We start from the raw sequence: 25637 nt of genomic DNA on the forward strand, positions 1-25637 counted from the left end.
GGAGAAATTATATGATTCAGACTCAATCCATGCTCGACGTCGCTGACAACAGCGGTGCTCGTCGCGTTATGTGTATCAAGGTGCTGGGCGGTTCGCACCGCCGTTATGCTGGCATCGGCGACATCATCAAAGTCACCGTTAAGGAAGCAATTCCGCGCGGTAAAGTGAAGAAAGGCCAAGTGATGACTGCTGTTGTAGTCCGCACTCGTCACGGCGTTCGTCGCCCTGATGGCTCGATCATTCGCTTTGATGGCAACGCTGCTGTTCTGCTGAACAACAAGCAAGAGCCAATTGGCACTCGTATTTTTGGGCCAGTGACTCGTGAGCTTCGTACTGAGAAGTTCATGAAGATCGTCTCGCTCGCCCCTGAAGTGCTCTAAGGAGATCCGACATGCAAAAGATTCGTCGTGACGACGAGATCATCGTGATCGCCGGTAAAGACAAAGGTAAGCGTGGCAAGGTGCTCAAGGTTCTCGCTGACGACCGTTTGGTCGTTGGTGGGATCAACCTGGTGAAGCGCCATACCAAGCCGAACCCGATGTCGGGCGTTCAGGGCGGTATCGTCGAGAAAGAAGCGCCATTGCACGCTTCTAACGTGGCCATCTTCAATGGCGAAACCAACAAGGCTGACCGCGTTGGTTTCAAAGTAGAAGAAGGTAAAAAAATTCGTGTCTTCAAGTCGACCCAAAAAGCGGTTGATGCTTGAACACTGCTAGGTAGAAGACCATGGCACGACTAAAAGAGATTTATCGGAAAGAAATCGCTCCTAAGCTTAAGGAAGAACTTAAGCTTGCCAACGTGATGGAAGTTCCGCGTATCACCAAGATCACCCTTAACATGGGCCTGGGCGAAGCAATCGGTGACAAGAAAATCATCGAGCACGCTGTTGCCGACCTGGAAAAGATTACCGGTCAGAAAGTCGTTGTGACTCATGCCCGTAAGTCGATTGCAGGCTTCAAGGTTCGTGAGGGCTGGCCGATCGGCGTTAAAGTAACTCTGCGCCGTGAGCGTATGTACGAGTTCCTGGATCGTCTGCTGTCCATCTCCCTGCCGCGCGTGCGTGACTTCCGCGGCCTGAATGCCAAGTCCTTCGATGGTCGTGGCAACTACAGCATGGGCGTGAAAGAGCAGATCATCTTCCCGGAAATCGACTACGACAAGATCGATGCTCTGCGTGGTCTGGACATTACCCTGACCACCACTGCCCGCACGGATGATGAAGGTCGCGCCTTGCTGCGTGCTTTCAAATTCCCGTTCCGCAACTGATTGGAGTTGGATCATGGCCAAAACCAGCATGAAAAACCGCGAGCTGAAGCGTCAGCAAACGGTAGCCAAGTACGCTAAGAAGCGTGCCGAGCTGAAAGCTACCATCGCCGATCTGAACGCCAGTCCAGAAGCGCGTTGGGCAGCACAAGTAGCGCTGCAGAAGCAGCCGCGTGACGCCAGCGCTTCGCGCCTGCGTAATCGCTGCCGCATTACCGGTCGTCCGCACGGCGTTTATCGCAAGTTCGGTCTGTCGCGTATCAAGCTGCGTGAAGCTGCAATGCGTGGTGATGTACCAGGTCTGGTTAAAGCCAGCTGGTAAAAAACAAAGCCGGCCTAGTGCCGGCTTTGTCTTATCTGTGAATCAGGCCCCTTTGGGGCTTGATTCATTTTTGATCAGTCTCTAGAATGCTCGGCTCGCCTGAGCCTGGGTTCAATTTTTCTCAGAATTCTCAGCGACTGTAGCCGCAAGGCTAATTCTTTTTGTATCAGGAGCGTCTAGCCCATGAGTATGCAGGACCCGTTAGCGGACATGCTAACTCGTATCCGTAATGCCCAGATGGCTGAAAAGTCCGTCGTAAGCATGCCGTCTTCCACGTTGAAGGTGGCTGTAGCCAAAGTTTTGAAAGACGAAGGTTATATTGCGGGTTATCAGATCAGCGGTGAAGTTAAGCCGCAGCTGTCCATCGAGCTGAAATACTTCGAAGGCCGTCCGGTTATCGAAGAAGTTAAGCGCGTTAGCCGTCCAGGCCTTCGCCAATACAAATCCGTCGATGATCTGCCGAAAGTTCGTGGCGGTCTCGGTGTATCCATCGTCTCCACCAACAAGGGTGTGATGACGGACCGCGCTGCGCGCGCTGCCGGTGTCGGCGGCGAAGTGCTTTGCACAGTGTTCTAAGGGGGGATAAGCATGTCTCGCGTTGCTAAGAACCCCGTAAAGCTGCCCGCTGGTGTTGAGATCAAACTCGCCGGCCAACAGCTTTCGGTAAAGGGTGCCAAGGGCACTCTCGAACTGAACGTTCACTCGTCCGTTGAAGTTCTGCAAGAAGCCGGTGAGCTGCGTTTCGCTGCTCGCAATGGCGATCAGCAGACTCGTGCAATGGCCGGTACCACTCGCGCCCTGGTCAACAATATGGTGATCGGTGTTAGCGCTGGCTTCGAGCGTAAGCTGCAGCTGGTTGGTGTTGGTTACAAAGCGCAAGCCAAAGGTCAGGTGCTGAACCTCGCTCTCGGCTTCTCCCATCCGATCGACTATGAGTTGCCGGACGGTGTAGTTGCTGAAACCCCGAACCAGACTGAGATCCTGATCAAGGGTGTCGACAAACAACTGGTTGGTCAGGTCGCTGCGGAGATTCGTGACTTCCGTCGTCCTGAACCTTATAAGGGCAAAGGTGTTCGTTACGCTGACGAAGTCGTCCGCCGTAAAGAAGCCAAGAAGAAGTAGGGCATAGCAAATGACCGACAAAAAAGTTACTCGACTGCGTCGCGCTCGCAAAGCACGCCTGAAAATGCACGAGCTCGAAGCCGTGCGTCTCTGCGTGTATCGCTCTTCGCAGCACATCTATGCCCAGGTCATTTCGGCCGACGGCAGCAAGGTTCTGGCCAGCGCCTCTACCTTGGACAAAGCACTGCGTGACGGCGCCACTGGCAACGTCGACGCGGCCAAGAAAGTTGGCGAGCTGGTTGCCGAGCGTGCGAAAGCCGCTGGTGTAACTCAGGTTGCATTCGACCGTTCTGGCTTCAAGTACCACGGCCGCGTCAAGGCGCTGGCTGATGCTGCTCGTGAAGGCGGGCTGGAGTTCTAAGTTATGGCAAATAACGACCAAAAGCGCGACGAAGGCTATATCGAGAAGCTGGTACAGGTTAACCGCGTTGCCAAGACCGTTAAGGGTGGCCGTATCTTCACTTTCACCGCGTTGACCGTGGTTGGTGATGGTAAGGGTCGCGTCGGTTTCGGCCGTGGCAAATCCCGTGAAGTGCCTGCTGCCATCCAGAAAGCGATGGAAGCTGCTCGTCGCAACATGATCCAGGTTGATCTGAACGGCACCACTCTGCAGTACGCAATGAAGTCTGCTCATGGCGCCTCCAAGGTGTACATGCAGCCTGCTTCTGAAGGTACCGGCATCATCGCCGGCGGCGCTATGCGTGCCGTTCTGGAAGTGGCTGGCGTGCAGAACGTTCTGGCTAAGTGCTACGGCTCGACTAACCCAGTGAACGTGGTGTACGCCACTTTCAAAGGTTTGAAAGCTATGCAGTCGCCAGGTTCTGTTGCGGCTAAGCGTGGCAAGAGCGTCGAGGAGATTCTCTAATCATGGCTAATACCGTAAAAGTCACGCTGATCAAAAGCATGACCGGCCGCATCCCTAACCATAAGCTCTGCGTTAAGGGTCTGGGTCTGCGTCGCATCGGTCACACCGTAGAAGTGCTGGATACTCCCGAGAATCGCGGGATGATCAACAAGGCTTACTACATGCTGCGAGTCGAGGGTTAATACATGTACCTGAACGATTTGAGTCCTGCGCCGGGTTCCCGTCGCGAGAAGCACCGTCCGGGCCGTGGTATCGGTAGCGGTTTGGGTAAGACTGGTGGCCGCGGCCACAAAGGTCAAACCTCCCGCTCCGGTGGCACCATTGCTCCGGGTTTCGAAGGCGGCCAGCAGCCTCTGCACCGCCGTCTGCCTAAGTTCGGTTTCGTTTCTTTGAAGGCTATGGATCGCGCACAAGTGCGTACTTCCGAGCTGAATAAAATCGAAGGCGGCATTGTTACTCTGCAGTCGCTGAAGGATGCCAACCTGATCAACCAAAACGTACAGCGTGTGAAAGTCATGCTGTCCGGTGAAGTTACTCAGGCAGTCACCCTTAAAGGTATCGCCGTCACCAAAGGTGCGCGCGCGGCTATCGAAGCAGCTGGCGGTAAGTTCGAGGAATAAATGGCTAAGCAAGGTGCTCTCTCAGCGCTCAGCAATGGCGGGTTGTCCGAACTCTGGGCTCGTTTGCGCTTTCTGTTCATGGCGATCATCGTCTATCGGATAGGTGCACACATCCCAGTTCCAGGTATCAATCCGGACCGGCTAGCGGACCTGTTTCGACAGAATGAGGGGACCATTCTTAGCTTGTTCAACATGTTTTCCGGCGGCGCGCTGGAGCGCATGAGCATTTTTGCACTGGGGATCATGCCGTACATTTCGGCGTCGATCATCATGCAGCTCATGACCGCTGTTAGCCCGCAGCTGGAGCAGTTGAAGAAGGAAGGTGAAGCTGGCCGTCGCAAGATTAGCCAGTACACCCGCTACGGCACCCTCGTTCTGGCTATTGTCCAAGCAGTCGGCATGTCCGTCGGCCTGGCCAGTCAGGGCGTAGCGTTTACAGTCGATTTCGGCTTCCACTTCGTTGCGGTCACCACTTTTGTGGCGGGTGCGATGTTTATGATGTGGCTGGGCGAGCAAATCACTGAGCGTGGTGTTGGCAACGGTATTTCGATGCTGATTTTTGCAGGCATCGTGGCCGGTCTGCCGTCGGCGATTGGGCAGTCTTTCGAGTCTGCTCGTCAGGGTGATATCAATATCTTTGCTCTGATTGCCATCGGTTTGCTGGCAGTAGCGATTATCGGTTTCGTGGTGTTCATTGAGCGTGGTCAGCGTCGCATTGCGGTGCACTACGCCAAGCGTCAGCAGGGCCGTAAGGTCTTCGCTGCGCAGACTAGCCACTTGCCGTTGAAGGTGAACATGGCGGGGGTTATCCCAGCTATTTTCGCCAGCAGCCTTCTGTTATTCCCGGCTTCGCTGGGTGCCTGGTTTGGTCAGTCTGAAGGTATGGGCTGGCTGCAGGATATTTCACAGGCTATCGCTCCTGGTCAGCCGTTGAACATTTTGCTGTTTAGTGCAGGGATCGTTTTCTTCTGCTTCTTCTATACAGCGTTGATGTTCAACCCGAAAGACGTAGCGGAGAACCTGAAGAAGTCCGGTGCCTTTATTCCGGGTATCCGTCCCGGTGAGCAATCGGCGCGCTATATCGATGGCGTGTTGACTCGCTTGACCATGTTCGGTGCTCTGTACATGACGGCCGTATGCTTGTTGCCCCAGTTCCTGGTGGTGGCTGCCAACGTACCGTTCTATCTTGGCGGGACCTCGTTGCTGATCGTGGTCGTGGTTGTTATGGACTTTATGTCGCAAGTACAATCGCACCTCGTTTCGCACCAGTACGAATCCCTGATGAAGAAAGCCAACCTGAAGGGCTACGGCAGCGGCATGCTGCGCTGAAGTCCATAAGGTTCGAGGAGTTGGTGATGAAAGTTCGTGCATCGGTGAAAAAGCTGTGCCGTAACTGCAAGATTATCCGTCGCGAAGGTGTTGTTCGCGTCATTTGCAGCGCGGAGCCGCGTCACAAACAGCGCCAAGGCTGAGTGTGAGTGAAGTTACAAGCCCGGCAGCTAGTGCGCTGCCGGGTTGATTATTTGTTTCTACAGCGCTAATATCTCGCGCCCTATTTCTTGGCTTCCGGGGCGTAGGTAGCTGTCAATTGGAGTTCCACTGAATGGCCCGTATTGCAGGCGTTAACATTCCGGATAACAAGCACACTGTTATCTCGTTGACCTACATCTATGGTGTTGGTCGTACTACTGCACAGAAAGTCTGTGCTGCCGCCGGCGTTAATCCGGCTGCAAAGATCAAAGATCTCTCTGACGAGCAGATCGAGCAGCTGCGTGGCGAAGTAGCCAAGGTGAATACCGAAGGCGACCTGCGTCGTGAAGTGAACATGAAAATTAAGCGCTTGATGGACCTGGGTTGCTACCGCGGCCTGCGTCATCGTCGTGGTCTGCCGGCTCGCGGTCAGCGTACCAAGACCAACGCGCGTACCCGTAAGGGCCCGCGTAAGCCGATCCGCAAGTAATCGCATTCGCGCATCGACAGGAATCTAGTCATGGCAAAACCTGCTGCTCGTACTCGTAAGAAAGTCAAAAAGACGGTGGTTGATGGCATCGCCCACATCCACGCTTCTTTCAACAACACAATCGTGACCATTACTGACCGTCAGGGCAATGCTCTGTCTTGGGCTACCTCTGGTGGTTCGGGTTTCCGCGGTTCGCGTAAAAGCACCCCGTTCGCTGCCCAGGTGGCTGCTGAGCGTGCTGGTCAAGCTGCGCTGGAATACGGTCTGAAGAACCTCGACGTTAACGTCAAGGGCCCAGGTCCGGGTCGTGAGTCCGCTGTCCGTGCTTTGAACGGCTGTGGCTATAAGATCGCCAGCATCACCGATGTGACGCCAATCCCGCATAACGGGTGCCGTCCTTCGAAGAAGCGTCGCGTGTAATCAGGAGACAGTGAGAAATGGCTCGTTACATTGGTCCCAAATGCAAACTGTCTCGTCGTGAAGGCACAGATCTTTTCCTGAAAAGCGGCGTACGCGCTCTGGAATCGAAGTGCAACATCGAAGCAGCCCCAGGTATTCACGGTCAGCGCCGTGGCCGTCAGTCCGACTACGGCACCCAGCTGCGTGAGAAGCAAAAAGTTCGTCGTATCTACGGTGTGCTTGAGCGTCAATTCAGCGGTTATTACAAAGAAGCTGCCGGCAAGAAAGGCGCTACTGGTGAGAACCTGCTGCAACTGCTTGAGTGCCGTCTGGATAACGTGGTTTACCGCATGGGCTACGGCGCAACTCGCGCTGAATCCCGTCAGCTGGTATCGCACAAGGCGATCAGCGTAAACGGTAAAACTGTCAACGTACCGTCCTACCAGGTTAAAGCTGGTGACGTTGTTGCAGTTCGCGAGAAATCGAAGAATCAGCTGCGCATTGTTCAAGCTCTTGAGCTGTGTGCCCAGCGTGGCCGCGTTGAATGGGTAGAAGTAGACACTGAGAAGAAGTCTGGCGTGTTCAAAAACGTCCCGGCGCGCAGTGATCTCTCCGCTGACATCAACGAAAGCCTGATTGTCGAGCTCTACTCCAAGTAAGGGCTAGAAAATAGGTGCATCCATGCAGATTTCGGTAAATGAGTTCCTGACCCCCCGTCACATTGATGTGCAGGTGGTCAGTTCGACCCGCGCCAAGATCACTCTCGAGCCTCTCGAGCGTGGTTTTGGCCATACGCTGGGCAACGCGCTGCGTCGCATCCTGTTGTCCTCCATGCCTGGCTGTGCAGTAGTCGAGGCCGAGATTGACGGTGTACTCCATGAGTACAGCGCCATCGAAGGTGTTCAGGAAGACGTCATTGAAATCCTGCTCAACCTGAAAGGTCTGGCTGTCAAACTGCACGGTCGTGACGAAGTGACGTTGACTCTGGCGAAGAAGGGCTCGGGCGTAGTTACCGCTGCCGATATTCAGCTGGATCACGATGTCGAAATCGTCAATGGCGACCACGTAATCGCCAACCTGGCTTCCACTGGCGCGCTGAACATGAAGCTCACCATAGCTCGTGGTCGCGGCTATGAGCCGGCTGATGCTCGTCAGAGCGATGAAGATGAAAGCCGCAGCATTGGTCGCTTGCAGCTGGATGCTTCGTTCAGCCCGGTACGCCGTGTGTCGTACGTGGTGGAAAACGCTCGTGTTGAGCAGCGTACTAACCTGGACAAACTGGTTATTGACCTGGAGACCAACGGTACTCTGGACCCTGAAGAGGCTATCCGCCGCGCTGCAACCATTCTGCAACAGCAGTTGGCTGCGTTCGTCGACCTCAAAGGTGACAGTGAGCCTGTTGTTATCGAGCAGGAAGATGAGATCGATCCGATCCTCCTCCGTCCGGTTGATGACCTGGAACTGACTGTACGTTCGGCTAACTGCCTCAAAGCAGAGAACATTTACTACATCGGCGATCTGATTCAGCGAACCGAAGTAGAACTGTTGAAAACGCCGAACCTGGGCAAGAAATCCTTGACTGAAATCAAGGATGTTCTGGCTTCTCGCGGTCTGTCCCTCGGTATGCGCCTCGACAACTGGCCGCCGGCAAGTCTGAAGAAAGACGATAAGGCGACTGCCTGATCGTCATCATCACCGAACGTGAGTTTGGTAAGGAATTGAACCATGCGTCATCGTAAAAGTGGCCGTCACCTCAGCCGCACCAGCGCACACCGCAAGGCCATGTTCCAGAACATGGCGGTATCGCTGTTCGAGCATGAGCTGATCAAAACTACTCTGCCGAAAGCCAAAGAGCTGCGTCGCGTTGCCGAGCCGCTGATTACTCTGGCTAAAGAAGACAGCGTTGCCAATCGTCGTCTGGCTTTCGATCGTACTCGTTCGAAAGCCATCGTCGGCAAGCTGTTCAACGACCTGGGCAAGCGCTACGCCACCCGTCAGGGCGGTTACCTGCGTATCCTCAAGTGCGGTTTCCGCACTGGCGACAATGCTCCAATGGCTTATGTTGAACTGGTTGACCGTCCGGTCGCTGGTGCAGCTGTAGACGCTGAGTAAGTCGTAGGTTGTTCGAAAAACCGGGCCTTGGCCCGGTTTTTTTATGGCTGGAAAATGCCCCGCAGTAGCATGTTCATCTGGGTCGCATGCGCTGTGCTTGACCCGTTAGCGTTCGGCGGCCAGCATTAGCCTATGTTTGTGGCGTCCTAAGGAAAATATCCATGAAAGGCCATATTGAAGTTATCGATTACCTGAAGATGCTGCTCAAGGGTGAGCTGGCGGCCCGGGATCAGTACTTCGTGCATTCGCGCCTCTATGAGGATTGGGGGTTCAGCAAGTTGTATGAGCGGATCAACCATGAAATGGAAGAGGAGACTCAGCACGCCGATGCCATCCTCAAACGCATTCTGTTTCTCGAGGGCACGCCGGACATGGTTCCGGACAGCTTCCGCTTCGGGCAGAGCGTTCCGGAGATGCTCAAGCTGGACCTCGCCCTTGAGTACCATGTGCGTGCGGCGCTGAGCAAAGGCATCGCCCTGTGCGAGCAGCATCAGGATTACCAAACCCGCGATATTCTTTTGGTTCAGCTCAAAGATACCGAAGAGGATCACGCCTATTGGCTGGAGGTTCAGCTAGGGTTGATCGACCGAGTTGGCCTGGAGAATTACCTGCAGACGCAGATGTAAAAATTTCTGCAGCCAATAAAAAGCCCCGCATGTGCGGGGCTTTTTGTTGTGCGCGGGCTTAGTCGCGATCACGCTCCAGCAGCGGTTTGAGGAAGTAGCCAGTGTGCGACTGCGGCATCTCAGCGACTTCTTCGGGCGTGCCGACGGCGATGATCTGGCCGCCTTTTGAGCCACCCTCCGGGCCGAGATCTACCAGCCAGTCGGCGGTCTTGATCACGTCCAGGTTGTGCTCAATCACCACCACGGTATTGCCGTGGTCGCGCAGGCGGTGCAGCACGTCAAGCAGTTGTTGGATATCGGCAAAGTGCAGGCCAGTGGTCGGCTCATCAAGGATGTACAGGGTCTTGCCGGTGTCGCGCTTGCTCAGCTCACGGCTTAGCTTGACCCGCTGCGCCTCGCCGCCGGACAGCGTCGTCGCGCTCTGCCCCAGCTTGATGTAGGACAGGCCGACATCCATCAGCGTCTGCAGCTTGCGCGCCAGGGCCGGTACGGCATCGAAGAACACACGCGCTTCCTCGATGGTCATATCCAGCACTTCGGTGATGCTCTTGCCCTTGTACTTCACTTCCAGGGTTTCGCGGTTGTAGCGCTTGCTCTTACACACGTCGCAGGGTACGTAGATGTCCGGCAGGAAATGCATTTCCACTTTGATCAGGCCGTCGCCCTGGCAGGCTTCGCAGCGCCCACCTTTGACGTTGAAGCTGAAGCGTCCCGGCCCGTAACCGCGCGAGCGCGACTCCGGCACGCCGGCGAACAGCTCGCGGATCGGGGTAAACAGCCCGGTGTAGGTCGCCGGGTTGGAGCGTGGCGTACGGCCGATCGGGCTTTGGTCGATATCCACCACCTTATCCAAGTGCTGCAGGCCGTCGATGCTGTCGTGGGCGGCGGCTTCCAGGGTGGTGGCGCCGTTCAGTGCGGTGGCGCTGAGTGGGAACAGAGTGTTGTTGATCAGCGTCGATTTGCCCGAGCCGGACACGCCGGTGACGCAGGTGAGCAGTCCAATCGGAATCTCCAGGTCGACATTGCGCAGGTTGTTGCCGCGCGCGCCTTTGATCTTCAGCGAGAGCTTCTTGTCCCGTGGTGTGCGCTTGGCCGGTACTTTGATCTTCACGCGTCCGGACAGGTATTTGCCGGTCAGCGAGTCCGGATGGGCCATGACTTCAGCTGCGGTGCCCTGAGCTACGATCTGCCCGCCGTGCACGCCGGCACCTGGACCGATATCCACCACGTAGTCGGCCATGCGAATGGCGTCTTCGTCGTGCTCGACCACAATCACCGTGTTACCGATATCGCGCAGGTGGCGCAGGGTGCCGAGCAGGCGCTCGTTGTCGCGTTGATGCAGGCCGATGCTCGGCTCGTCGAGGATGTACATAACGCCCACTAGGCCAGCGCCGATCTGGCTGGCCAGACGAATACGCTGCGCTTCACCGCCGGACAGGGTGTCGGCGCTGCGGTCCAGGGTCAGGTAGTCGAGGCCGACGTTGACCAGAAACTGCAGGCGCTCGCGGATTTCCTTGAGGATCTTCTCGGCGATCTCGCCACGCCGTCCCGGCAGACTGAGGCTGCCGAAATACTCGGTGGCGTCGCCGATCGGCATGCCGCTGACAGCCGGCAGGGTTTTCTCGCCGACCCACACATGCCGCGCCTCACGGCGCAGGCGGGTGCCGCGGCAATCCTGGCAGGCCTGGGTGCTGAGAAACTTGGCCAGCTCCTCGCGCACGCTGGTGGATTCGGTTTCGCGGTAACGCCGCTCCAGGTTCGGCACGATGCCTTCGAATGGGTGCGAGCGTTTGACGATATCGCCACGGTCGTTGAGGTACTTGAAGTCGACGTTCTGCGTGCCGCTGCCGAACAGGATGCACTTCTGGTGTTCGGCGCTGAGCTCATCGAAGGGCACTTCCAGGCTGAAGCCGTAATGCGCAGCGAGGGAGCCGAGCATCTGGAAGTAATAGACGTTGCGCCGGTCCCAGCCGCGGATCGCGCCCTCAGCCAGGGTCAGCTCGCCATTGACCAGGCGCTTGGTGTCGAAGAATTGCTTAACGCCCAGGCCGTCGCAGGTCGGGCAGGCGCCGGCCGGGTTGTTGAAGGAGAACAGCTTGGGTTCCAGCTCGCTGATCGAGTGGCCGCACACCGGGCAGGCGAAGCGCGCGGAGAAGATGATCTCTTCGCCTTCTTCACCCTCCATGGGGGCAATCAGCGCCAGGCCATCGGCCAGCTTCAGGGCCGTTTCGAAGGATTCGGCCAGGCGCTGCTGCAGGTCGCCGCGCGCCTTGAAGCGGTCAACCACGGCATCGATGCTGTGCTTCTTCTGCTTGTCGAGTTTCGGCAGTTCGTCCAGCTCGTAAATCTTGCCGTTGACCCGCACGCGGACGAAACCCTGGGCGCGCAGCTCATCAAAGACTGCCAGGTGTTCGCCTTTGCGTTCGCGAATCACCGGGGCCAGCAGCATCAGCTTGCTGCCTTCGGGCAGGGCCAGCACCTGGTCGACCATCTGGCTGACGGTCTGCGCTTCCAGTGGCAGATCATGGTCCGGGCAGCGCGGAATACCGGCGCGGGCGTAGAGCAGGCGCAGGTAGTCGTAGATCTCGGTGATGGTGCCCACGGTCGAGCGTGGGTTGTGCGAGGTGGATTTCTGCTCGATGGAGATCGCCGGCGACAGGCCTTCGATGGTGTCGACATCGGGCTTTTCCATCATCGACAGAAATTGCCGGGCGTAGGCCGACAGCGACTCGACATAACGGCGCTGGCCCTCGGCGTAGAGGGTGTCGAAGGCCAGGGACGACTTACCAGAGCCGGACAGGCCGGTGATCACGATCAGCTTGTCGCGCGGCAGGGTCAGGTCGATGTTTTTTAGGTTGTGGGTGCGCGCACCCCGAATCAGAATCTTGTCCACAAACAACGGCCTCGCATGGCGGGCGGAAAACCACCGAGTATACGGGCCCGAAGGTAGGCGCGGCAAAGCGTCACTGCTGTGCCGTAACCATTGGTGCTGCTAGAATCGCCGCCTATTTCGACAGGGCGTTTTCCATGCACGATCCGCACAACGAGCGCATGAGCGGCAGTGAAACCCGCGCGGCCGGTGGCCTGGCGCTGGTGTTCGCGTTCCGCATGCTCGGCATGTTTATGGTGCTCCCGGTGCTGGCGACCTATGGCATGGAGTTGCAGGGCAGCACACCGGCACTGATCGGCCTGGCGATAGGCGCCTACGGTTTGACCCAGGCGTTTCTGCAGATTCCGTTTGGCATGCTCAGTGACCGCATAGGTCGGCGGCCGGTGATCTATGTCGGCCTGCTGATTTTCGCCGCCGGCAGCCTGTTAGCGGCCAATGCCGACTCGATTTATGGGGTGATTGCCGGACGCATTCTGCAGGGTGCCGGGGCTATTTCCGCTGCGGTTATGGCGCTGCTCTCCGACCTGACCCGTGAACAGCACCGCACCAAAGCCATGGCGATGATCGGTATGAGCATCGGCTTGTCATTTGCCGTGGCCATGGTGGTCGGCCCGCTGCTGACGCGTGCGTTCGGGCTGTCCGGACTGTTTCTCGCCACCGCTGCCATGGCGCTGCTCGGTATTCTGATTGTCGCCGGGCTGGTACCGCGTTCCGCAGGGCCGTTGCAGCACCGTGAGTCGGGTGTAAGCACACAGGCGTTGCTGCCTACGCTCAAGCACGCCGACTTGTTGCGTTTGGATTTCGGTATTCTGGTGCTGCACGCGATTCTAATGGCCAGCTTTATCGCCTTGCCGTTGGCGCTGGTAGAGCAGGGCGGCCTGCCCAAGGAAGAGCACTGGTGGGTCTACCTGACCGCGCTGCTGGTGGGCTTCTTCGGCATGGTGCCGTTCATCATCTACGGTGAGAAGAAACGCCGGATGAAGCATGTGCTGCTTGGTGCTGTGACGGTGCTGCTGCTATGTGAACTGTTCTTCTGGTGGTTTGGTACCAGTCTACGCGCCCTTGTGCTCGGCACGGTGGTGTTCTTCACCGCGTTCAACCTGCTGGAAGCTTCGTTGCCGTCGCTGATTAGCAAAGTGGCCCCTGCGGGCGGTAAAGGTACGGCGATGGGGGTGTATTCCACCAGTCAGTTCCTCGGCGCGGCCCTCGGCGGCATCTTGGGTGGCTGGTTGTATCAGCACTACAGCCTGTCGGGTGTGTTTGCGGGCTGTGCCCTGCTGGCTCTTTTTTGGCTGGCCTTTGCTGTTACTATGCGCGAACCGCCGTATGTCACCAGCCTGCGTCTGCCGCTTTCAGCTGCGGCTTTGCAAGAGGCGGGGTTGGTCGAGCGTTTACAGGCTGTGCCCGGAGTGGCGGATGCCGTAGTGGTGCGCGACGAAGCGGCCATCTATATCAAAGTGGATACCCAACAATTGGACCGCACGTCCCTTGAGCGCCTCATAGAGCCGGCGCCGGTGGCGTGCTGAAAGCCTAGGAGAACGTTATGGCCCGTGGGGTTAACAAAGTCATTCTGGTCGGTACCTGCGGACAGGACCCGGAAACCCGCTACCTGCCGAGCGGCAACGCGGTCACCAACCTGAGCCTGGCAACCAGCGAGCAGTGGACCGACAAACAGACCGGTCAGAAAGTCGAAAAAACCGAATGGCACCGTGTGTCGCTGTTCGGCAAAGTTGCCGAGATCGCCGGTGAATACCTGCGCAAAGGTTCGCAGGTGTACATCGAAGGCAAGTTGCAGACCCGCGAGTGGGAAAAAGACGGCGTTAAGCGCTACACCACTGAAATCATTGTCGACATGCAGGGCACCATGCAGCTGCTGGGCGGCCGTCCGGACAACGCCGGTGGTGGTGACTCGGCTCCACGTCAGCAGCGCCCTGCACCGCAGCGCGAGCAGCAGTCGGCCCCGCGCCCCGCGCCACAGCAGGCACCTCAGCCCGCAGCGGATTTTGACAGTTTCGATGACGACATCCCGTTCTGATCTGCTGAGTTAACGCCGATCATGCGTATGCGGCTGATGCTGCTAGGTGGCGGTAATGCGTTGGGGCAGGCGTTGATTCGCCTCGGCGCCGAGGAAGACATTGGCTTTCTCGCCCCCAAACCGCCGGAGTCAGGCTGGGACCCCGCCAGCCTCACTCAGTTGCTGGATGACACGCGCCCCGATGCCTTGATCAACCTTGCTTACTACTTCGACTGGTTCCAGGCCGAAGTGGTCAGCGAGGCGCAGTTTGCTGCCCAGGAGCGTTCCGTTGAGCGTCTGGCCGAGCTCTGTCAGCACCATCAGATCCGTCTGCTGCAACCTTCCAGTTATCGCGTCTTCGATGGCTCGCGGGCGACTGCCTATAGCGAGCGGGAAGAGCCTGCACCGCTGGGTATCCGTGGCCAGGCGCTGTGGCGCTTCGAGCAGCGCGTGCGTGCCACCTGTCCGCGGCATGTGCTATTGCGCTTTGGCTGGCTGCTGGATGACAGTGCCAATGGCCTGCTTGGACGCTTTCTGACCCGAGCCGCGCATGATGAACCCCTGCTACTGGCCGATGATCGGCGCGGTAATCCGACGCCAATCGATGATGCAGCCCGGGTGATTCTCGCGGTGCTCAAGCAGCTGGATTGCCAGACACCGCTGTGGGGCATTTACCACTACGGTGGGCATGAGGCGACCACCTCGCTGGCGTTGGGCCAGGCGGTACTCAGTGAGGCGCGCCACTTCCGCAGCAATCTGGTTGAGGACGTGGGGCCGCAGGCGCACAGCGCGCGGCCGGATGCCGCCGAAGAGCCGCAACATGCGGTGCTGTCCTGCAAGAAAATCCTTCACACCTTCGGCATCAAACCGCGAGCCTGGCGCTCGGGGCTGCCGAGCCTACTGGATCGTTATTATCGCCATGTCTGACTCACGTTCTGTTTTGGTTACTGGTGGCGCTGGCTTTATCGGTTCGCACCTGGTCGATGCCTTGCTGGCTCGGGGCTACAGCGTCCGGGTGCTGGACAACCTGTCGATGGGCAAGCTGACCAATCTGCCGTTGGATAATCCGCAGTTGCAGTTTATCGAGGGCGATGTGGCCGATGCTGCAGTGGTCGCGCAGGCGGTGGCCGGATGTGAGGCAGTGGCGCACCTGGCTGCAGTGGCCTCGGTGCAGGCCTCAGTGGATGATCCGGTGGCGACGCACCAGAGCAATTTTGTCGGCACGCTGAATGTCTGTGAGGCGATGCGCCTGCATGGCGTCAAGCGTGTGCTGTTTGCTTCCAGTGCAGCGGTGTATGGCAACAATGGTGAAGGCCAGGCTATTGATGAAGCCACGGCGAAGGCTCCGCTGACGCCTTATGCCGCTGACAAACTGGCCAGTGAGCATTACTTGGATTTCTATCGTCGCCAGCATGGCCTCGAACCAGCGATTTTTCGTTTCTTTAATATCTTCGGGCCGCGTCAGGATCCGTCTTCGCCGTACTCCGGGGTGATCAGCATCTTCACCCAGCGCGTCCAGCAGGGCTTGCCGATCAGCGTATTCGGCGATGGTGAGCAGACCCGCGACTTTTTCTATGTCGAGGACCTGGTTGTGCTGCTGACTCAAGCGCTGACTGCGTCGCAGGCGGTGGAGGGGGCGGTGAACGTTGGCTGGAATCAGGCGGTCAGTCTGAATCAGCTGCTGGCGCAGATCGGTGGGCTGTGTGGTGGCTTGCCTGATGTGCAGTATCAGGCGCCGCGCGCGGGTGATATTCGCCACTCGCGTGCAGATAACCGGCGCTTGCAGGCGCAGTACCAGCTGCCCACAGCCACGCCGATCGGTGAAGGCCTGCGGCGTTTGCTGGCGCAAGGATGAATGCACTTTTCCATAAAAAACCGGCCTTGATGGCCGGTTTTTATGGCTGATGGCTTAGAACTTGTAGCCCAGGCCGACCATATAAACGAATGGGTCTACGTCTACATCGACTTTAACCTTGCTGCCGCCAAAGTTGGTGGTGCCAGTGGTTTCGATGTCGATATAACGCACTTGGGCGTTGAGCATGATGTTGTCAGTCAGCATGTAGTCCATGCCCACCTGCGCGGCCAGGCCCCAGGAATCTTTCATGTCCAGGCCGCTGAAGCCTTTACCTTCTGCTTCGCTGCTTAGTTTGGTGTCGAAGAACCACGTGTAGTTGATGCCAGCGCCTACATAGGGCTGGAATGCCGAACTGGAATCCAGTGGGTAATACACCACGCTCAGGGTCGGCGGCAGGTGCTTGAGCTCACCGAGCTTACCGTTCAGGCCGGCAAAGCCGCCGGGCATGCCTTTGACGCCAACGTCATGGCTGAACGGGGTGGCTGCCAGTAGCTCGATGCCAATGTTGTTGGTCAGCATATACGCGAAGTTCAGGCCCAGCTGAGTGTCGCTGTCCAGGGTCGCTTTGGTGCCGGCTACGTCAGTGCCGAGTGCGCCGACCCAGATGTCACTGCTGCTTTCCTGTGGGTCAACCGTGATGGCGCCGGCCCGCACGATGATGTCGCCAGCTTGGTGCGCGTGCGCCAGTGGGGCGGCGATAGCAAGGGCCAGCAGTGAAGCGGTAAACAGTGAGGTACGCATGGTGTGCTCCCATAAAGCATCGGTTCGTATTGGCTGAGTACGATGTTAGGGGCGCGAAAAAAACGACTGTTGATCCAGCTCAATAAAAGTAGCTGGCTATCTAATTATGTAGGGTTTCGTTTGCGAGCGTGTCGCAAACAACATGTTATATTGTTTCTTTTTTGTGCATGTCCAAGCGAATAAGTGTTGCTGCTGGTTGCTCAAAAGGCGGGATGCAGTTGATAATAGTTCTCTTTATTGCGCCACTCAGTTCAAGGAATACTTCATGATCCCTCTGCCGAAGCGCCTGCTGGCAGTCGCTCTGGTTCTGGCCAGTGCGCCTTTAGCGGCGACCCCTCTGGATGCCGCGCTGGATGAAAGTCAGCAATTGGCTGCCGATGCCAAGGCCTCGCAGGCGCGTATCGAGCAGCTCGATGACGCCAGCCGGGAAATGCTCACCGAGTACCGTAACGCATTGCAGCAGGCTGAAGCGTTGCAAGGTTATAACGCTCAATTACGCGAGCTGGTGGCAGCGCAACGCAAAGAGCTGGCTGGCTATCAGCAGCAACTCGATGGCATCGAGCGCACTCAAGAGGCGGTGACGCCACAGATGCGTCGCATGGTCGAAGTGCTGGGTGAATTTATTGCCGCTGACCTGCCGTTCCTGCCGGATGAGCGCAGTGATCGCCTGGCCCAGTTACAGGACTTGCTGCCGCGTGCGGATGTCAGTCTGGCCGAGAAATACCGGCGCATCCTTGAGGCCTATCAGGTGGAGAGCGATTACGGCCGCACTCTGGAAGCTTGGCGCGGTGAACTGCCGAATGAAGGCACGTCGCGCAGCGTCGAATTCCTCCGTCTGGGTCGCGTGATGCTGTATTTCCAGACCCTCGATGGCCATGAGAGTGGCTGGTGGAACCCGCAAACCCGCAGCTGGCAGATCCTCGACGGTAGCGCCCGCCGCCCGTTGCGCCAAGCGATTGCGATTGCCCGCCAGGAGCAGGCCCCGGCCGTGCTTGACCTGCCCGTGAAGACCCTGGCGCTGGAGGCCAAGCCATGAATCGTCGTGTTCTCGCTTTTACCCTGGCCCTGCTGCCCGCCCTAGCTGGCGCTGCCGAACCGCTGAGCCCGGATCAATTGCTGCAACGTATTCGCAGCGAGCGCGCGGCTGAAGTCAGCGCCATGCAAAGCCGCGAGCAGGCCTTTATTGCCGAGCGCGGCGAGCGTGCCCAACTGTTGGCCACTGCGCGCAGCGCCCTGGCCACACAGAAGGCTGAGGCCGAACAGTTGAAGGCCGAATTCGACCGTCAGGAAAGCCTGCTGGCCGAACAGGAAAAGCTCCTCAGCCAGCGCGCCGGTCACCTTGGCGAGTTGTTTGGCGTGGTCCGCCAGAGCGCCGGTGATGTTGCCGGCCAATGGCAGGACAGCCTGCTCAATGCCCAGTACCCCGAGCGCCTGGCGCGTCTCAAGGCGCTGGCCGAAAGCCGCACGCTGCCTTCCGCTGCCGACCTCGATGGCTACTGGATGCTGCTGCTCGAAGACCTCACCACCAGCGGCCGGGTTGAGCAACTGCAACTGCCGGTAGTGGCTGCCGACGGCACGCGTAATCCGCAGGATGTGCTGCGGGTCGGCGCGTTCTCCGCCTACGCTGCCGATGCCTTCCTGCGTTATGACGCCGATGCCGGCGAGCTGCTGGCGCCGCCGCGTCAGCCGTCTGGTTTGGGCCAGGTTGCGGATTATCTGGACAGCGATGCAACGGTAGCCAGCCTGCCAATAGACCCAAGCCGTGGCACCTTGCTGGCGCAGTTGCAGCGTGAGCCAGGCTTCTGGGATCGCCTGCAGCAAGGTGGCTTGGTGGGCTGGGTGATTGTTGCGTTGGGGATATTCGGCCTGCTGCTGGCAGCCTGGCGGATGATTTACCTGGCCCGCGTTGCCCACAGTGTCAGTGCGCAGATGCATGACCTGAGTGCGCCGCGTGCCGACAACCCGCTGGGGCGGATCATCGGCGTACTGGGGCCGAAACCGCAGCTGGCGGATCTGGAAACCCTGGAGCTGAAGCTCGACGAGGCAATCCTGCAAGAGACCCCGCCGCTGGAAACAGGCCAAGGCCTGCTCAAGTTGCTGTGTGCCGTGGCGCCGCTGCTCGGTCTGCTCGGCACCGTGACCGGCATGATTGTCACCTTCCAGGCGATCACCCAAGGCGGTGGCGGCGATTCACGACTGATGGCCGACGGTATCTCGCAAGCGCTGGTGACCACGGTGCAGGGCCTGGTGGTAGCGATTCCGCTGCTGTTCCTGCACACCCTGCTGGCCAGCCGTAGCAAGGGCCTGATTCAGCTGCTCGAGCAGCAAAGCGCCGGGTTGATTGCCCTGCACCTGTCCGGGGCGCCGCGTCGTGACTGATTGGCTGGCGCTGTGGTTGCGCCTGGTCGATAGCAGCCATGCCCTGCTCGATTTCATGAGCGCCGGTGGGCTGGCGATGTGGGCGCTGGCGGGCCTGTGCGTGGTGTTCTGGACCCTGGTCTTCGAGCGCTTCTGGTACATGCGCCGGGTATTCCCGCAATGGGTCGCCGAGCGCCGCCAAGCCTGGCAACAGGTGCTGAGCGACGACACCGGCAACTGGCAGCGCGCGGTGCGCAGTGCCTGGTTGGCCCAGGCGCAGCAGCACCTGCTTGGCCCGCTGCGCCTGAGCAAGACCCTGGTGGCGATGTACCCGCTGCTGGGCTTGCTTGGCACGGTCAGCGGTATGGTCGCGGTGTTCGACGTGCTGGCCATCAATGGCACCGGTAACCCGCGCGGCATGGCGGCCGGGGTCTGGCAGGCGACTCTGCCGACCATGGCCGGCATGGTCTTGGCTATTAGTGGATTGTTCAGCCTGGCGCGCCTCGAACGCGATGCACGCCGGGCTCTAGAGCGGCTGGCTGACCAGCTGCGTCACGACTGAGATTCGACACATGAGAATGCGCCGTCATCACCAGCAAGACGAAGACACCGGCATCGACCTGACGCCGATGCTCGACGTGGTTTTCATCATGCTGATCTTCTTTATCGTCACCAGCTCCTTTATCAAGGAAGCCGGCGTCGAAGTGCAGCGGCCCCAGGCGGAAACCGCCAGCCCGCAGGACAAAGGCAATATCCTCATCGCCATCACCGCCGATGGGCAGGTGTGGATGGACAAGAAAGTCGTCGATGTGCGCAGCGTGCGTGCGCATGTCGAGCGCATGCGCGTCGACCAGCCGGACGGCGCCGTTGTGGTTCAGGCCGATCAGGATGCGCGTACCGGCCTGGTCGTGCAGGTGATGGATCAGGCGCGCCTGGCCGGTGTGCATGACGTGGCTCTGGCCGCTACGGCGGGAGCGCTTTGATGCGTTTGCCACTGTCCTTTGTCGCGGCCTGTGTGATGGCGCTGGCGCTGTTCGGCCTGATGCTTTACATGGTCGCGCCGCCCAGCAGCAAGCCGAGTGAGGAACCGCTGACGGTGGCCAATTTCGTCCGTCTTGACGGCGATTCCAGCGACACCGCGACGCGCACCCGCCAGCAGGCACCGCAGCCGCCGCAAGCACAAACGCCGCAAACCCCGACACCTCCGACGCCGATGACGGCCACCCCGAGCGCCAACCTGCCGGCCCTGGATCTGCCGGTGCCGAGCCTGAGCACGGGGATTGCCGTGAACAGCGCGCCGACACCAAGTCTGACGGGGCTGGCAGCGGGTGCCTCAGCGCCCAGTGCGCCGGCCCCGAGCGATGCTGGTGGTCAGCCCGGCGGCCCGGAAAGTGAAGTGATGCCGCTCAATGATGTCAGTCCGGAATACCCGCGCTACGCTTTGCAGCGCGGCATTGAAGGGCATGTGAAGCTGGCGTTCACCATCAACCGCGCAGGTGCGGTAGAAAACGTGCGGGTTATCGAAGCCAGCCCGCAGAACGTGTTTGAACGCGAAGCCCGCCGCGCTGCCGTGCGCTGGCGGTTTGCGCCGCGCACCGAAGGCGGTCTGGCGGTAGCCCGTGAAGCAGTGAAAACCCTGTACTTCCGTTTGGAAGGAGCTCGCTGATATGTATCGTCTACTGTTGCTGATCGCGCTGTGTAGCGCTGGTGCCGCGCAGGCGGCTGGGCAGAGTGTTGATCCTGGCGTGTTTCGCGCGCTGGATACGGCGCAGACCGCACAGAAGAAAGGCGACTACGCGGCCGCGCGCCGCGCTCTGGATGCTGCCAAGGGCACGCCGGGTAGCCTGGAAGAGGCCTTGCTGTGGCGCAGCCGCGGTTATCTGGCCTGGGCCGAAGGGCAGAATGCTCAGGCCATCGAGCTGCTGGAAAAGGTACTGAAAAGCGGCAAGCTGGACGCCGAGCTGCAAGCCGCTGAAGAGCTGAACCTGGCCCGTCTAAACCTGGTCGAGCGCCGCTACGCCCAGGTGGTGACCCTGCTCGCACCAGGGCAGGCCAACGCCAATGAAGAGGTGCTGCAGATGCTGGTGCAGGCCTATCAGGGCCTCGGTCAACCGGCCAAGGCGCTGCCGTTGGCCGAGCGTTATGTGCAGGCTAATCCGCAGGCCGCCGATAGCTGGCTGCAGTTTCTCGTCGCAATGAGCGCTGATCTGAAGAAGTACGCTGCCGCCGAGCGCTGGCAGCGCCAGTTGCTCGCACGCCAGCCGAATAACGCCCAGGGCTGGCGTCAGCTGGCTGCCTTGCAGCAGCTGAGCGGCAGTCATGACAAGTCGCTGGCAACCTTGCGCGCGGCGTACCAGAAGGGCCTGCGCTTCAATGAAAGCGAACTGGACAACCTGGTGCTGCTGGCTGGCGCTGCCGATCAACCCTGGCAGGGCGCCAAGCTGCTTGCCGGGATGCTCGACCAAGGCCTGTTGCCGCGCACCGCTGCCCGTGAGGAGCGGCTGGGGCTGCTCTGGTGGCAGGCGCGTGAGCGCAGCAAGTCGGCGCAGGTATTCCGCGAACTGGCGCAGCGCTCGGGCAGTGCCAAGCACTGGCTGCACCTGGCCCAGCTGGAGCTGGAACAGGCGCGCTGGCAAGCCGGGCTCGACGCCTTGGCCAAGGCCGAACGGGCCGGTGCCGAGCGCAGCAAAGTGCGCGCCTGGCGCCAGTGGGCGGAAAGCGAGTTGAGCTACCAGCGTGAAAAACACGTGGCCAGCGCCGGCTAGTCAACTACCGGTGTGTAGCGCCCAATAAAAAAGCCAGACCTAGGTCTGGCTTTTTTCTGGCTGGTTGCCGCGCTGTTTCTTAGCTGTCTGGCAGCTCATAGGCGTAGATCTTTTCCGCCTCCATCTGATAACCGGCTTCGGCCAGCTCGCTGCTGGTCTGCTCGACCTTGAGCGGGCCCTCGATCCAGAACGGCTGATACAGCGCATCGAGCAGCACACCCAGCTCGCTGGTGACATGGACGATCTGATTCGATGGCGGTGGCGGCACGTGGATGCATGCACCGAAGTACGGCACCAAGAGGAACTCGGTCACCCGGCCTTCATCGGTGACATCCAGCGGCACGATATAGCCCGGCAGTTTTACCGATTGGCCATCCAGTGCCTGCACCACCGGCGCTGCGGGCGATTGCTGCATGGCCGCCGGGCCGGATTCGGCGAGTGCGTCGGCCAACTGCGAGAGGTCGTGGATCGGTGCCGGCTCAACGACTTGCGGCGGCGCATCGGCCGGGACCATTTCCGACCAAGTCAGCTCGCGCACCTCGGCAGCCGCCAGGGGCAGGGCCAGGGTGAGCAGCAGGGTGGCGAGCAGGGAACGGTGCATGCAAGAGCCTCATAAACGGATCGATAAGCCATCGGCCAGGGATTGGCGGTACGCGCGCCAGGCCGGTACACAGCCCATCAACAGGGCGGCGCTCAGAATAGCGCCGAGCAGCGTCCACTCATAGCGGGTCGGCAGATTCAGTGGCAGGTACAGGCCGTAATTCGCCTGCACATAGCCCTGCGCTCCGGCGATGCCCAGGTACAGCAACAGCAAACCGAGCAGTACGCCGGCCAGGGCCAGGGCAAAGGCCTCGACGATCAGCAGGCTGGCGATATGCCAGGGCCGCGCGCCGACCGAGCGCAGAATCGCCATTTCCCGGCGGCGCTCGTTAAGGCTGGTGAGAATCGCCGTAAGCATGCCGATCAATCCAGTCAGCACCACGAACAGCGAAACCACGAATAGCGCCTTCTCGGCGGTGCCCATCAGGCTCCACAGCTCCTGCAGCGCAACGCCGGGGAGAATCGCCAGCAGCGGTTCGCCGCGAAATTCGTTGATCTCGCGTTGCAAGCTGAAGGTGGCGATCTTGCTGTTCAGGCCGAGCATGACGGCGGTGATCTGCTTGGGTTGCAGGTCCATCGCCCGCGCCTGCTCAGCACTGACCTTTGCCGCGCCGCGTGCGGGCATGCCGTTTTGCCAGTCGACATGCAGGGCCTCCATGCCGGCCAGGGAAATATGCAGGGTGCGGTCCACCGGTGTGCCGGTGCGCTTGAGGATGCCGACCACCTTGAAGGGCTTGTCGTCATGTTTGACCAGGCTGATGGTGGCCACGCCATGGGCCAGCACCAGCTCCTGATCGAGCTGGTAGTTGAGCGCTTGCGCCACTTCCGCGCCAAGTACAACCTCGAACGGGTCATCGGCAAAGGCGCGGCCGCTGCTCAGTTGCAGCGGTTGGCTGCGGGCATAACGGTAGTGTTCGAAATACGCCGGGCTGGTGCCCATCACCCGGTAGCCACGGTGCGAATCGCCGAGTGAGATCGGGATGGCCCATTTGACCTGACGGTGCTGGGCTAACTGCTCGAAGCTGTCCCAGCGAATATTGTTGGTGGCGTTGCCGATGCGGAATACCGAGTACAGCAGCAGGTTCACGCTGCCGGAGCGCGCGCCGACGATCAGGTCGGTGCCGCTGATGGTGTTGGCAAAGCTGGCGCGTGCTTCGGTGCGCACCCGCTCGACCGCGAGCAATAGGCATACAGAGAGCGCGATGGCGAACACCGTCAGCCACGCGGTAAAACGGCGGTTGCCCAGGCTGGCCAGGGCGAGACGCAGTAGATACATCGTTAAATCTCCGCCAGGCGAGTGGCTTTGTTCAGCTCGGCCAGCGACAGGCTGCGGTCAAACAGCCGTGCCAGGCTCTGGTCGTGGCTGACAAACAGCAGGCTGGAGCCGGCCTCGCGGCATTCGGCGAACAGCAGTTCGAGAAAGGCTTCGCGGGCATCGGCATCCAGCGCCGAGGTGGGTTCGTCGGCGATCACCAGTTCCGGCTGGCCGATCAGCGCACGCGCAGCCGCCACACGCTGCTGCTGGCCAATCGATAGGTCACCGGCGCGGCGTTGCAGCAATTCCGGCTGGTGCAAACCCAGGTGGGCGAGCAGGGCGTTGGTGGCCTTGGCCACGCTGCCATGGCGCTGCACAGCACGGCTGGCGCGCAGTTTGGAAAAATGACAAGGCAACTCGACGTTCTCGCGCACCGAGAGAAACGGCAGCAAGTTGAACTGCTGGAAGATGTAGCCGGTGTGATCGACGCGAAAGCGGTCGCGGGCGCTGGCGGACAGCGTACTCAGGTCCTGGTCGAGCAGCTGGATGCTGCCGCGATTAGGTTTCTGTACGCCGCCGAGCAGGCCGAGCAGGGTGGTCTTGCCGCTGCCGCTGGGGCCTTTGAGAAACAGGCTTTCGCCGCGTTGCAGGGTGAACGCGTCGATGTCCAGCAGCTCAGGTTGGCCGGGCCAGGCAAAGCCGAGGTTGGACAGGTGGATCAAGGCTGAACTCATAAAGTAAGCGGCCGGGTTGCCCCGGCCGTTCTGCTGCAAAAAGGTGGTTAGAAACTCAGGGTCGGCTGTGCGGGCGTCAGCTCCAGGCCCTGCTGGCCATTCGGGCCGATCAGTTGTACCTGAATTTTCTCGGTGGCGGGGAAGCGCTTGAACAGTTCGCCGAGGTTAAGTTGTTTCAATTCTTCAGGCTTCTGGCAGTCGAGTGTGTAGTGCGCGTGGATATCACTGTGCTCGCTGTCATGGGACTTTTCGTGGTCGTGGTCGTGGTCGTGCTCATGTTTATGAGTGTCCGCATGGTCGGCGAACAGCGGGCTTTCCAGCTCTTGGTTACTGATCGTGCAGTCGCCAGCGTTCAGGCCGAACAGCGGCTGCGGTTGTTCCAGCTGGCTGCGTGCGGCGGCAACCTTGGCTTTGTCAGCGTCGCTCTTGGCAGCATGCTCGAAGCCCACCAGGTTCATCGCCGGGCTTTCCAGTTGCAGCTCCAGCACCTTGCCGTCGAGTACCACGTTGAGTTGCGCGGCGCCGTGCTCGTGAGCGTCCAGGCTGCCGTGCTCGGCGTGATCATGCGCGTGGTCATGTTCATGACTGTGTTCGGCCGCGAGGGCGGCCAGGGGCAGTAAGGCAAACGGCAGGGCAAGTAGCAGGCGGCGCATGGTGATCTCCGATCAGAAGTTAATGCTTGTTACGTTATAACAATTTCTTAACGTCCATGGCCAGCCTTGCTTGGCGGCCTGCAGTGGACGTGGGAGCATGGCGGCTGATTAGCTGAGGGCAGAGTGATGGTGCGAATTCGTGGGCAGATCGGCGCCTGGCCGGTGGACCTTACGGTTGAGCTGGATGCGCAGGACTGGGCGCAGCTGGCTCAGCACGTAAGCCTTGAAACGCCTGCAGCCCCCGCAGCCGCTGTCGCGCCTGTGGCCAATGATGCGCTGTGGCAAACCACGCTGGAGTTGCTGCGCCAGGCGGGGCAGATCGACGGGCCGCAGCTGCTCGGGCAATTGGCTGGGCTGGCGGGCGGTGAGGCAGCGGGCAAACGCCTGCTGGTGCGGCTGCGCCATTGCGCACAGGCGCGCGTGGAAACCGGCATCGATGCGCCGATTTACCACTGGGTGGGCTAGTTCACGTCGATGGGGTTA

At 59.7% G+C, this 25637-nt stretch carries 35 protein-coding genes; 29 read left to right on the forward strand and 6 right to left on the reverse strand.

Translation table 11 applies throughout. The features are described from left to right. The first annotated feature begins 11 nt into the window (after positions 1-11). The 18 genes from rplN (at position 12) to bfr (ending at position 9289) form a co-directional block, all read left to right on the forward strand. Positions 12-380 (forward strand): 50S ribosomal protein L14, encoded by a 369-nt coding sequence (rplN, locus tag CUR33_RS17805; RefSeq protein WP_003281831.1) that lies wholly within the window; start codon positions 12-14, stop codon positions 378-380. An 11-nt stretch (positions 381-391) separates the two neighbouring features. Next, the gene (rplX, locus tag CUR33_RS17810) at positions 392-706 is read left to right on the forward strand and encodes a 50S ribosomal protein L24 (RefSeq protein ID WP_008374158.1); all 315 of its coding nucleotides are present in this window, start codon (positions 392-394) and stop codon (positions 704-706) included. A 20-nt stretch (positions 707-726) separates the two neighbouring features. Beyond that, entirely contained in the window at positions 727-1266 is a 540-nt protein-coding gene (rplE, locus tag CUR33_RS17815; protein ID WP_090255796.1) for a 50S ribosomal protein L5, read from the forward strand. 13 nt (positions 1267-1279) lie between these two features. Then, positions 1280-1585: a 30S ribosomal protein S14 gene (gene rpsN / locus CUR33_RS17820; protein ID WP_090255793.1), complete on the forward strand. Its 306-nt coding sequence runs from the start codon at positions 1280-1282 to the stop codon at positions 1583-1585. A gap of 183 nt (positions 1586-1768) precedes the next feature. Continuing rightward, complete coding sequence (rpsH, locus tag CUR33_RS17825) at positions 1769-2161, forward strand: 30S ribosomal protein S8 (RefSeq protein ID WP_069519903.1); 393 nt, start codon at positions 1769-1771, stop codon at positions 2159-2161. A gap of 12 nt (positions 2162-2173) precedes the next feature. Continuing rightward, a complete protein-coding gene (rplF, locus tag CUR33_RS17830) occupies positions 2174-2707 on the forward strand; it encodes a 50S ribosomal protein L6 (RefSeq protein WP_090255791.1) in 534 nt (177 codons plus the stop codon). A 10-nt stretch (positions 2708-2717) separates the two neighbouring features. Beyond that, positions 2718-3068 carry a 50S ribosomal protein L18 gene (gene rplR, locus CUR33_RS17835; RefSeq protein WP_003293038.1) on the forward strand — a complete coding sequence of 117 codons (351 nt, stop codon included), beginning with the start codon at positions 2718-2720 and terminating at the stop codon, positions 3066-3068. A gap of 3 nt (positions 3069-3071) precedes the next feature. Beyond that, positions 3072-3572: a 30S ribosomal protein S5 gene (gene rpsE / locus CUR33_RS17840; RefSeq protein WP_090255789.1), complete on the forward strand. Its 501-nt coding sequence runs from the start codon at positions 3072-3074 to the stop codon at positions 3570-3572. Positions 3573-3574: 2 nt separating this feature from the next. Next, positions 3575-3754: a 50S ribosomal protein L30 gene (gene rpmD, locus CUR33_RS17845; protein WP_079204534.1), complete on the forward strand. Its 180-nt coding sequence runs from the start codon at positions 3575-3577 to the stop codon at positions 3752-3754. A gap of 3 nt (positions 3755-3757) precedes the next feature. Then, positions 3758-4192 (forward strand): 50S ribosomal protein L15, encoded by a 435-nt coding sequence (rplO, locus tag CUR33_RS17850; protein WP_090243121.1) that lies wholly within the window; start codon positions 3758-3760, stop codon positions 4190-4192. Then, positions 4193-5521, forward strand: a complete 1329-nt coding sequence (secY, locus tag CUR33_RS17855) for a preprotein translocase subunit SecY (RefSeq protein WP_090255788.1) — start codon at positions 4193-4195, stop codon at positions 5519-5521. A gap of 26 nt (positions 5522-5547) precedes the next feature. Next, a complete protein-coding gene (rpmJ, locus tag CUR33_RS17860) occupies positions 5548-5664 on the forward strand; it encodes a 50S ribosomal protein L36 (RefSeq protein WP_002555468.1) in 117 nt (38 codons plus the stop codon). Positions 5665-5795: 131 nt separating this feature from the next. Beyond that, on the forward strand, positions 5796-6152 hold the full coding sequence (gene rpsM / locus CUR33_RS17865) for a 30S ribosomal protein S13 (RefSeq protein ID WP_090255786.1): 357 nt from the start codon (positions 5796-5798) through the stop codon (positions 6150-6152). 30 nt (positions 6153-6182) lie between these two features. Next, the gene (rpsK, locus tag CUR33_RS17870) at positions 6183-6572 is read left to right on the forward strand and encodes a 30S ribosomal protein S11 (RefSeq protein ID WP_013789773.1); all 390 of its coding nucleotides are present in this window, start codon (positions 6183-6185) and stop codon (positions 6570-6572) included. Positions 6573-6589: 17 nt separating this feature from the next. Next, positions 6590-7210: a 30S ribosomal protein S4 gene (rpsD, locus tag CUR33_RS17875; protein ID WP_090255783.1), complete on the forward strand. Its 621-nt coding sequence runs from the start codon at positions 6590-6592 to the stop codon at positions 7208-7210. Between the two features lie 22 nt (positions 7211-7232). After that, positions 7233-8234 (forward strand): DNA-directed RNA polymerase subunit alpha, encoded by a 1002-nt coding sequence (locus CUR33_RS17880; protein ID WP_090255780.1) that lies wholly within the window; start codon positions 7233-7235, stop codon positions 8232-8234. Positions 8235-8276: 42 nt separating this feature from the next. Further along, entirely contained in the window at positions 8277-8663 is a 387-nt protein-coding gene (gene rplQ / locus CUR33_RS17885) for a 50S ribosomal protein L17 (RefSeq protein WP_069519894.1), read from the forward strand. A gap of 161 nt (positions 8664-8824) precedes the next feature. Then, the gene (gene bfr, locus CUR33_RS17890; protein WP_289240451.1) at positions 8825-9289 is read left to right on the forward strand and encodes a bacterioferritin; all 465 of its coding nucleotides are present in this window, start codon (positions 8825-8827) and stop codon (positions 9287-9289) included. A 58-nt stretch (positions 9290-9347) separates the two neighbouring features. On the opposite strand, the gene uvrA is transcribed toward bfr, so the two are convergent. Beyond that, positions 9348-12182 (reverse strand): excinuclease ABC subunit UvrA, encoded by a 2835-nt coding sequence (gene uvrA, locus CUR33_RS17895; RefSeq protein ID WP_289240452.1) that lies wholly within the window; start codon positions 12180-12182, stop codon positions 9348-9350. 134 nt (positions 12183-12316) lie between these two features. Here uvrA and CUR33_RS17900 point away from each other — a divergent pair, with 134 nt between their 5' ends. The 4 genes from CUR33_RS17900 to CUR33_RS17915 are packed head-to-tail and all read left to right on the forward strand — an operon-like array spanning position 12317 to position 16048. Further along, positions 12317-13705, forward strand: coding sequence for an MFS transporter (locus CUR33_RS17900; RefSeq protein WP_289240453.1), 1389 nt, complete (start codon positions 12317-12319; stop codon positions 13703-13705). A gap of 17 nt (positions 13706-13722) precedes the next feature. After that, positions 13723-14214, forward strand: a complete 492-nt coding sequence (locus CUR33_RS17905) for a single-stranded DNA-binding protein (RefSeq protein WP_160089354.1) — start codon at positions 13723-13725, stop codon at positions 14212-14214. 21 nt (positions 14215-14235) lie between these two features. Next, positions 14236-15120 (forward strand): sugar nucleotide-binding protein, encoded by an 885-nt coding sequence (locus CUR33_RS17910; protein ID WP_289240454.1) that lies wholly within the window; start codon positions 14236-14238, stop codon positions 15118-15120. Next, positions 15113-16048 carry an NAD-dependent epimerase/dehydratase family protein gene (locus CUR33_RS17915; protein WP_090255770.1) on the forward strand — a complete coding sequence of 312 codons (936 nt, stop codon included), beginning with the start codon at positions 15113-15115 and terminating at the stop codon, positions 16046-16048. Before CUR33_RS17910 ends, CUR33_RS17915 begins: the two co-directional genes overlap by 8 nt. Before the next feature lie 54 nt (positions 16049-16102). On the opposite strand, the gene CUR33_RS17920 is transcribed toward CUR33_RS17915, so the two are convergent. Next, a complete protein-coding gene (locus CUR33_RS17920) occupies positions 16103-16789 on the reverse strand; it encodes an OmpW/AlkL family protein (protein WP_090255768.1) in 687 nt (228 codons plus the stop codon). A gap of 265 nt (positions 16790-17054) precedes the next feature. Here CUR33_RS17920 and CUR33_RS17925 point away from each other — a divergent pair, with 265 nt between their 5' ends. The 6 genes from CUR33_RS17925 to CUR33_RS17950 are packed head-to-tail and all read left to right on the forward strand — an operon-like array spanning position 17055 to position 21912. Further along, on the forward strand, positions 17055-17825 hold the full coding sequence (locus CUR33_RS17925; protein ID WP_090255767.1) for a DUF3450 domain-containing protein: 771 nt from the start codon (positions 17055-17057) through the stop codon (positions 17823-17825). Then, a complete protein-coding gene (locus CUR33_RS17930; RefSeq protein WP_289240455.1) occupies positions 17822-19168 on the forward strand; it encodes a MotA/TolQ/ExbB proton channel family protein in 1347 nt (448 codons plus the stop codon). The genes CUR33_RS17925 and CUR33_RS17930 overlap by 4 nt, the downstream gene beginning before the upstream one ends. Further along, on the forward strand, positions 19161-19709 hold the full coding sequence (locus CUR33_RS17935; protein WP_090255763.1) for a MotA/TolQ/ExbB proton channel family protein: 549 nt from the start codon (positions 19161-19163) through the stop codon (positions 19707-19709). Before CUR33_RS17930 ends, CUR33_RS17935 begins: the two co-directional genes overlap by 8 nt. A 10-nt stretch (positions 19710-19719) precedes the next feature. Next, on the forward strand, positions 19720-20130 hold the full coding sequence (locus CUR33_RS17940; protein ID WP_090255761.1) for an ExbD/TolR family protein: 411 nt from the start codon (positions 19720-19722) through the stop codon (positions 20128-20130). Further along, a complete protein-coding gene (locus CUR33_RS17945) occupies positions 20130-20813 on the forward strand; it encodes an energy transducer TonB (protein WP_289240456.1) in 684 nt (227 codons plus the stop codon). The genes CUR33_RS17940 and CUR33_RS17945 overlap by 1 nt, the downstream gene beginning before the upstream one ends. 1 nt (position 20814) lies before the next feature. Next, the gene (locus CUR33_RS17950) at positions 20815-21912 is read left to right on the forward strand and encodes a tetratricopeptide repeat protein (protein WP_289240457.1); all 1098 of its coding nucleotides are present in this window, start codon (positions 20815-20817) and stop codon (positions 21910-21912) included. A 79-nt stretch (positions 21913-21991) separates the two neighbouring features. On the opposite strand, the gene CUR33_RS17955 is transcribed toward CUR33_RS17950, so the two are convergent. From CUR33_RS17955 to CUR33_RS17970, 4 genes are read right to left on the reverse strand one after another with little or no spacing between them, the layout of a single operon-like run. Further along, positions 21992-22513, reverse strand: a complete 522-nt coding sequence (locus CUR33_RS17955) for a DUF3299 domain-containing protein (protein ID WP_090255756.1) — start codon at positions 22511-22513, stop codon at positions 21992-21994. 9 nt (positions 22514-22522) lie between these two features. Continuing rightward, positions 22523-23788, reverse strand: a complete 1266-nt coding sequence (locus tag CUR33_RS17960) for an ABC transporter permease (RefSeq protein ID WP_090255753.1) — start codon at positions 23786-23788, stop codon at positions 22523-22525. Between the two features lie 2 nt (positions 23789-23790). After that, positions 23791-24501, reverse strand: a complete 711-nt coding sequence (locus CUR33_RS17965) for an ABC transporter ATP-binding protein (protein WP_160089334.1) — start codon at positions 24499-24501, stop codon at positions 23791-23793. A 47-nt stretch (positions 24502-24548) separates the two neighbouring features. Beyond that, positions 24549-25154 (reverse strand): DUF2796 domain-containing protein, encoded by a 606-nt coding sequence (locus CUR33_RS17970; RefSeq protein WP_289240458.1) that lies wholly within the window; start codon positions 25152-25154, stop codon positions 24549-24551. A 126-nt stretch (positions 25155-25280) separates the two neighbouring features. On the opposite strand from CUR33_RS17970, the gene CUR33_RS17975 reads away from it, so the two are divergent. Continuing rightward, on the forward strand, positions 25281-25619 hold the full coding sequence (locus CUR33_RS17975) for a hypothetical protein (RefSeq protein ID WP_289240459.1): 339 nt from the start codon (positions 25281-25283) through the stop codon (positions 25617-25619). Positions 25620-25637: the final 18 nt, after the last annotated feature.

It is taken from the genome of Pseudomonas sp. FEMGT703P (assembly GCF_002786345.1).
Classification (GTDB): domain Bacteria; phylum Pseudomonadota; class Gammaproteobacteria; order Pseudomonadales; family Pseudomonadaceae; genus Aquipseudomonas; species Aquipseudomonas peli.

Coding starts and splice junctions, on each gene's coding strand:
- rplR (WP_003293038.1), top strand. CDS start 2,718: ATGACCGACAAAAAAGTTACTCGACTGCGTCGCGCTCGCAAAGCACGC.
- CUR33_RS17900 (WP_289240453.1), top strand. CDS start 12,317: ATGCACGATCCGCACAACGAGCGCATGAGCGGCAGTGAAACCCGCGCG.
- rplO (WP_090243121.1), top strand. CDS start 3,758: ATGTACCTGAACGATTTGAGTCCTGCGCCGGGTTCCCGTCGCGAGAAG.
- secY (WP_090255788.1), top strand. CDS start 4,193: ATGGCTAAGCAAGGTGCTCTCTCAGCGCTCAGCAATGGCGGGTTGTCC.
- CUR33_RS17925 (WP_090255767.1), top strand. CDS start 17,055: ATGATCCCTCTGCCGAAGCGCCTGCTGGCAGTCGCTCTGGTTCTGGCC.
- rpmD (WP_079204534.1), top strand. CDS start 3,575: ATGGCTAATACCGTAAAAGTCACGCTGATCAAAAGCATGACCGGCCGC.
- CUR33_RS17960 (WP_090255753.1), bottom strand. CDS start 23,788: ATGTATCTACTGCGTCTCGCCCTGGCCAGCCTGGGCAACCGCCGTTTT.
- CUR33_RS17945 (WP_289240456.1), top strand. CDS start 20,130: ATGCGTTTGCCACTGTCCTTTGTCGCGGCCTGTGTGATGGCGCTGGCG.
- rplX (WP_008374158.1), top strand. CDS start 392: ATGCAAAAGATTCGTCGTGACGACGAGATCATCGTGATCGCCGGTAAA.
- rplE (WP_090255796.1), top strand. CDS start 727: ATGGCACGACTAAAAGAGATTTATCGGAAAGAAATCGCTCCTAAGCTT.
- rpsE (WP_090255789.1), top strand. CDS start 3,072: ATGGCAAATAACGACCAAAAGCGCGACGAAGGCTATATCGAGAAGCTG.
- CUR33_RS17920 (WP_090255768.1), bottom strand. CDS start 16,789: ATGCGTACCTCACTGTTTACCGCTTCACTGCTGGCCCTTGCTATCGCC.
- CUR33_RS17950 (WP_289240457.1), top strand. CDS start 20,815: ATGTATCGTCTACTGTTGCTGATCGCGCTGTGTAGCGCTGGTGCCGCG.
- rpsH (WP_069519903.1), top strand. CDS start 1,769: ATGAGTATGCAGGACCCGTTAGCGGACATGCTAACTCGTATCCGTAAT.
- CUR33_RS17930 (WP_289240455.1), top strand. CDS start 17,822: ATGAATCGTCGTGTTCTCGCTTTTACCCTGGCCCTGCTGCCCGCCCTA.
- rpsD (WP_090255783.1), top strand. CDS start 6,590: ATGGCTCGTTACATTGGTCCCAAATGCAAACTGTCTCGTCGTGAAGGC.
- CUR33_RS17905 (WP_160089354.1), top strand. CDS start 13,723: ATGGCCCGTGGGGTTAACAAAGTCATTCTGGTCGGTACCTGCGGACAG.
- CUR33_RS17940 (WP_090255761.1), top strand. CDS start 19,720: ATGAGAATGCGCCGTCATCACCAGCAAGACGAAGACACCGGCATCGAC.
- rpsN (WP_090255793.1), top strand. CDS start 1,280: ATGGCCAAAACCAGCATGAAAAACCGCGAGCTGAAGCGTCAGCAAACG.
- CUR33_RS17965 (WP_160089334.1), bottom strand. CDS start 24,501: ATGAGTTCAGCCTTGATCCACCTGTCCAACCTCGGCTTTGCCTGGCCC.
- CUR33_RS17975 (WP_289240459.1), top strand. CDS start 25,281: ATGGTGCGAATTCGTGGGCAGATCGGCGCCTGGCCGGTGGACCTTACG.
- rplN (WP_003281831.1), top strand. CDS start 12: ATGATTCAGACTCAATCCATGCTCGACGTCGCTGACAACAGCGGTGCT.
- CUR33_RS17915 (WP_090255770.1), top strand. CDS start 15,113: ATGTCTGACTCACGTTCTGTTTTGGTTACTGGTGGCGCTGGCTTTATC.
- CUR33_RS17910 (WP_289240454.1), top strand. CDS start 14,236: ATGCGTATGCGGCTGATGCTGCTAGGTGGCGGTAATGCGTTGGGGCAG.
- CUR33_RS17970 (WP_289240458.1), bottom strand. CDS start 25,154: ATGCGCCGCCTGCTACTTGCCCTGCCGTTTGCCTTACTGCCCCTGGCC.
- CUR33_RS17955 (WP_090255756.1), bottom strand. CDS start 22,513: ATGCACCGTTCCCTGCTCGCCACCCTGCTGCTCACCCTGGCCCTGCCC.
- rpsK (WP_013789773.1), top strand. CDS start 6,183: ATGGCAAAACCTGCTGCTCGTACTCGTAAGAAAGTCAAAAAGACGGTG.
- rplF (WP_090255791.1), top strand. CDS start 2,174: ATGTCTCGCGTTGCTAAGAACCCCGTAAAGCTGCCCGCTGGTGTTGAG.
- rplQ (WP_069519894.1), top strand. CDS start 8,277: ATGCGTCATCGTAAAAGTGGCCGTCACCTCAGCCGCACCAGCGCACAC.
- rpmJ (WP_002555468.1), top strand. CDS start 5,548: ATGAAAGTTCGTGCATCGGTGAAAAAGCTGTGCCGTAACTGCAAGATT.
- bfr (WP_289240451.1), top strand. CDS start 8,825: ATGAAAGGCCATATTGAAGTTATCGATTACCTGAAGATGCTGCTCAAG.
- rpsM (WP_090255786.1), top strand. CDS start 5,796: ATGGCCCGTATTGCAGGCGTTAACATTCCGGATAACAAGCACACTGTT.
- CUR33_RS17880 (WP_090255780.1), top strand. CDS start 7,233: ATGCAGATTTCGGTAAATGAGTTCCTGACCCCCCGTCACATTGATGTG.